Source organism: Hydrocoleum sp. CS-953 (assembly GCF_002260545.1).
In the GTDB taxonomy this organism is placed as follows: Bacteria; Cyanobacteriota; Cyanobacteriia; order Cyanobacteriales; family Microcoleaceae; genus Trichodesmium.
The window spans coordinates 1-5,260 of record NZ_LGSU01000889.1 but is presented as its reverse complement, the minus strand read 5'-3'; the positions used below and the strand labels follow the sequence as shown (position 1 = coordinate 5,260).

3 protein-coding genes are annotated in these 5,260 nt (G+C 34.8%); 2 read left to right on the top strand and 1 reads right to left on the bottom strand.

Annotated elements, in window-relative coordinates:
- Positions 1-874 precede the first annotated feature (874 nt).
- Entirely contained in the window at positions 875-1,942 is a 1,068-nt protein-coding gene (locus tag AFK68_RS11850; RefSeq protein WP_094672976.1) for an ABC transporter ATP-binding protein, read from the top strand.
- Positions 1,943-2,074: 132 nt separating this feature from the next.
- On the opposite strand, the gene AFK68_RS11845 is transcribed toward AFK68_RS11850, so the two are convergent.
- The gene (locus AFK68_RS11845) at positions 2,075-4,849 is read right to left on the bottom strand and encodes a bifunctional diguanylate cyclase/phosphodiesterase (protein WP_094672974.1); all 2,775 of its coding nucleotides are present in this window, start codon (positions 4,847-4,849) and stop codon (positions 2,075-2,077) included.
- Between the two features lie 219 nt (positions 4,850-5,068).
- Here AFK68_RS11845 and AFK68_RS11840 point away from each other — a divergent pair.
- Positions 5,069-5,260: hypothetical protein (locus tag AFK68_RS11840; RefSeq protein WP_143437804.1), on the top strand; the 192-nt coding region annotated here is incomplete at its 3' end.

Genomic DNA, 5,260 nt, shown 5'->3' with positions numbered 1-5,260 from the left:
AGTAGGTGACTATTCATACTCAATCAGTTAGTTGTGAATTTCTTGATAACAAATAATTGTTTTTTTGCCTATTCCCTATTCCCTATTCCCTATTCCCTATTCCCTGTTTCCTATTCCCTGTTCCCTATTCCCTATCTTCTTTTTTTATATTTCCTGATACATTTAACCTCTAATATAACTGAAAAGATACAAAAAATAGAAGTAATATATCAAATCTGGTAGTATTGGTAAAATTCATGCCTCGTAGGGGTTTGGTCACCAAAGCCAAAACCTACTTGGAGTTTTTACCGAATTATTAATTATTAATAATTAAATAATTCGCGCCTTAAAGCCTGCCCTTGGATAGGGAAAAAAAGTGCTAGGATATTTCCTTATCTTCAATCTGATGGTTTTAACCAGAGGTAATTATCAATTATCAATTATCAATTAATGAACAATACTGATGGTCAAGTCTTATTCTCCAAAGTAAGCAAATTTTGTATTATACCAATTCCCAAAAGTAATGCTATACTTGATTAATACTTCAGTCATTAAGTAATTACCTTTGAATAATTACCTTTTTGCTGATTTGAGACAATTTAATCTTTGATTATCTCTATTTTTACTTCTCCCGTACGGACGTTGCATAACAAAAATGCGTTTTCCGTTCCGGAATGCTCCGCAAACATGTCGCGTAGCGTTAGCGGAGCTTTGCGTCAGCAAAACGTCCCTACACTCCCCTACTCCCCTACTCAATCAAATGTAGAAAAGTTTTTGAGAAATGGTATTATACTATGTCTGGTTGAATACCTTATGATTTATGAACTAAAATTTGCAATATCAAGCATTAAATTATCTGTGTAAGTTCTAAACAATAAAGAAACAATTGAAAATTATGGCAAAACTGCAATTAAAAAATCTCAGAAAACAATTTACTCCTAATGTTATTCCCGTTAAAGACATAAATATTGAAGTTGAAGAAGGAGAATTTTTAACCTTATTAGGACCTTCTGGATGCGGAAAATCAACCTTACTACGACTCATTGCAGGTTTAGAAACACCCACTCAGGGTAGAGTAATAATTGGCGATCGCGATGTCACAAATATACCACCGGGCGATCGAAACATTGCCATGGTATTTCAAAGTTATGCTCTCTATCCCCACATGACAGTCTTTGAAAATATTTCTGCTTCCCTGAAACTCCGCAAAATACCCCCAGATGAAATTCAACAACGAGTCAATGATGTCGCCCAAAAATTAGATTTAGTCAACTTACTAGCTCGCAAACCCAAAGAAATGTCTGGAGGACAAAGACAACGGGTAGCATTAGCTCGTTCATTAGTACGAAACCCGGAGGTATTTTTGTTAGATGAACCTCTAAGTAATTTAGATGCCTTATTGCGGGAACAGGTACGAGCAGAATTAAAACAGTTATTTAATGCTCAACAAAAACCCGTAGTTTATGTTACTCACGACCAAACAGAAGCAATGACTTTATCAAGTAAAGTAGCAATTTTATCTGATGGTTATTTACAACAACTTGATGCTCCCCATCAAATTTATAGTTCTCCAGCAAATAAATTTGTTGCTGGTTTTGTGGGTAGTCCGCAAATGAATTTATTGACTCTTAAATGTGAAGAAAATTATGCAATTTTGGGAGATTGTAAAATTTATTTGCCAGATTTTTCGACTCGAAAAAAACAAATAATTATGGGTATTAGACCGGAAGATGTGCGTTTTTCTCGTGCTGAAAATTTGGGAATTACTATTAAAGGAAAGGTAGTTTTAGTAGAAGATTTAGGTAAGGAAAAATTATTAATTTTACAGGTAGAAAATTCAGCAGAAAATATCAAAGTTATAGTTCCTTATGACCTAACTTGGGGTGAGTTAGTAACTTTAGAATTACCTACTAAACAGATTCATTGGTTTGATGTAGAGTCTGGCGATCGCTTATTACAATAGTTATCTTGTCAAACTCCAAAAAAACCGGTTTATGGTTTGACTAAGAAATAAGGTCTCAAGCCTCCAGCTAAAGCCATAGGTACTGATAACTGTTAACTTATAACTGATAACTGGAATCAAGCTCTTTTTCAATTAAGAATAAAAATTATGACCCAATAATGCTGTTGCTGCTGTCACATCTACAGGTCTAGAAAACAAATATCCTTGACCATATTCACATCCTAAATCTTTCAGTTGAGCCAACTGTGCCTCAGTTTCTATTCCCTCTGCTACCACATCCAATCCTAAACTATGAGCTAATGTAATAATAGCTCGCACAATCTCATAATTTTCCCCATTAACTCCCATATTTGTCACAAAAGATTTATCAATTTTCAGAGTATTAATAGGGAAACGATGCAAATAACTTAGAGATGAATATCCTGTACCAAAATCATCAACACTTAACTGCATTCCTAAATCCCGTAGATGAGATAAAACTTTAGTAGCAGACTCAGCATTATCCATAACCACACTTTCTGTGATTTCTATTTTTAATCCTTGAGGATTGATACCTGTCTTTTGCAAAATACGTTGAATTTGAACAATCAAGTTAGATTGGGAAAACTGTTTCCCAGAAATATTAACAGCTATAGTCAGGTTAGTTTGAGAATAAATTTGCTGCCATTCTTGTAGTTGACGACAAGCTTCCCAAAATATCCACTGACCAAGAGGAATAATCAAACCTGTTTCTTCTGCAATAGGAATAAACTTGACCGGAGGAACCATACCGCGTTCAGAATGTCGCCACCGCACTAAAGCTTCAAACCCTACTAAGTTGCCTGTAGATAGAGAGATAATTGGTTGATAGTTGAGTAAAAAAGTGTTGGCAGTGGGGCAAACAAATTCTTCTAGCATCTCCACAGTTTGGCGTAAGTCACGCTCTAACTGCATCATTTCTGTAACGTAGCTGTGCATGGCACTGGTGAATACCAGATAACTTCCTTGGTTTTGCGCTTTGGCTTGATCCATCGCAATATTAGCATCTCGCAGTAGATCCCCTGCCCATTTATAATGATGAGAACCTATGGCAATACCTATACTAGCAGTAATAAAGAGTTTATGACCCTCTAATTCTAGAGGTTGAGCGATCGCTGTTTGTATCAACTTTGCTAAACCAATGGCATCTTCTTGATCGTGAATTCTTTCTAAGAGAATAACAAACTCATCACTACCTATTCGTGCTACCGTATCTGCCGCTCGTAAACAAATTTTGATTCGTTGAGCAATTTCAATTAGGAGTTTGTCTCCCATAGAGTGACCGTGACTTTCATTAATGATCTTAAATCGATCTAAATTAATCGTAAGTACAGCAAACAAATCAAAATGATTTCTGTATGTGTGTGCCAATGCTTGCTGTAGTCTATCCATTAATAACGCTCTATTTGGCAAGTCTGTCAAGCTATCATACAAAGATTGACGTAGTAGTTTCTCCTCTACAGATTTTTTTTCTGTTATATCATGACAGTTAATTACAATTCCCTGAACTGATTCATCATCAAGTAAATTCATTACCACAGCTTCAAATACACACCAAGTACCGTTTTTATGGCAGATTTTATATTCATCTAACCCCCGGCGTGTTTTCGGATCTTCTTTCACTGCCTCTAGTACCTGTTCCATCCACCAGCTATCGTTGGGGTGAATCAACTCTAATACAGATTTGCCAATTAATTCTTCTGAAGTGTAACCTAAAATTCGTTCTTGGGAGGGACTAACATATTGATAAATGCCATTACTGTCTAAAATCTGGATAATATCTGTGCTATTTTCGATTAGCGATCGGAATCTTCGTTCATTTTCCTGCATTTGTTTCTCTGCTTGCTTACGTTCAGTAATATCTGTGCTGACAGCAACAAACCCAGTAATTTTATCTGTGGCATCTCTGATGACATCTATCCGCATCAAAATCTGGATGATTTGACCTCTACGACTTCGACAAGTAATTTCACCATTCCATGCACTTCCACTCATCATCCTGTCAAATATTTTTTTAGCTACTCTGTTATCTACTATCAAACTTCGTAACCCACCAAGAGCATTTACTTGTGCTACATTTTGATAGTCAAAAAGTTGAGTAAATGCTCGATTTTGAAAAATATGATTGCCATCAGCATCAGTCATACTAATTGCTTCACTGCTACTTTCTATGGCTTTACCTGTCAGTGCTAGAGCTGTTTCTGTTTCCCTAAGTTCAGTAATATCAATTCCGACATTACACGCTGCTTGACCCTGGTTATATTTTTGAGCAACTATGAGATATTGACCTACAGGTAAACTCATTTCATACACAGTAACTGTGATATTACTGGCAAAAAAATTGCGAACAAATTTAGTAAAGTCTGCATCATCTCCATTCAAAAAGCCGATATGTTTACCAATAAACTCTTCAGGAGCCATGTTGAATATTTTAGCTAAATGTCTATTAACTCCTAAATAATGTAAATCTGAACTAATCCAAGAAACTAACCCTGGTATTGCTTCTAAAAGTGTTTGTAATCGCTCGTCTGCTTCGGAAATTTCTAATGATTGGGATTCTTGTAATTTATGATTGGAATTAATAACTTGAATATCATGGGGAATTAATATAACTTTTTCTTGATTAATTGGATAGATACTGGTGTTAAATTTAACCTGTTCTTCTCCTATTTGACATTTGTGTTCAATTTCTACTTGACGATTTGTTTTTAAACAAGTTTTAATATGATTACTCAAAATATTTTTCTGAGTATCTTCAAGAATGTCACGGATCTTAAATTTCAGGGGGTTATCCTCTGAAAAGGATGCTTCCCTATCTACTGGAATACTTTCTAGAAAGCATCCTGTTTGATCCAACACCCAGATACAAGTATTCATTAAAGCAAACATAGAATCTATATGAGTATGATTTTTGCTTCAATTATAAGTGAGTAAATTTTAACTAATTAACTAACTTATAATTGATAATGCTGATAGGCATGATTCAGCTACAGAATTACAAAAATTAATTTTAACATTAAGTTACTGCTATAAATAAGATGTTATACTAAATACCAATAGTTTTAAGTGTAGTCACCTTTACTCAGTAGTATAAGGTTTATAGGTAGTATGAGAATTTTATTAAAATCAGTCCTTGCCAGATTTAAGGTTTTACTAGGAGCAGTTCCTCTAATTGCGACAACATACACCATTGGTACATTAGTTCAATCGAGAGCTAGTTTTGCTATTAGTCAAAATAGAGATAATTTATCCCTAGTAAATACACTTCAAGTATCTACTCAAAACATATCACAACAAAGT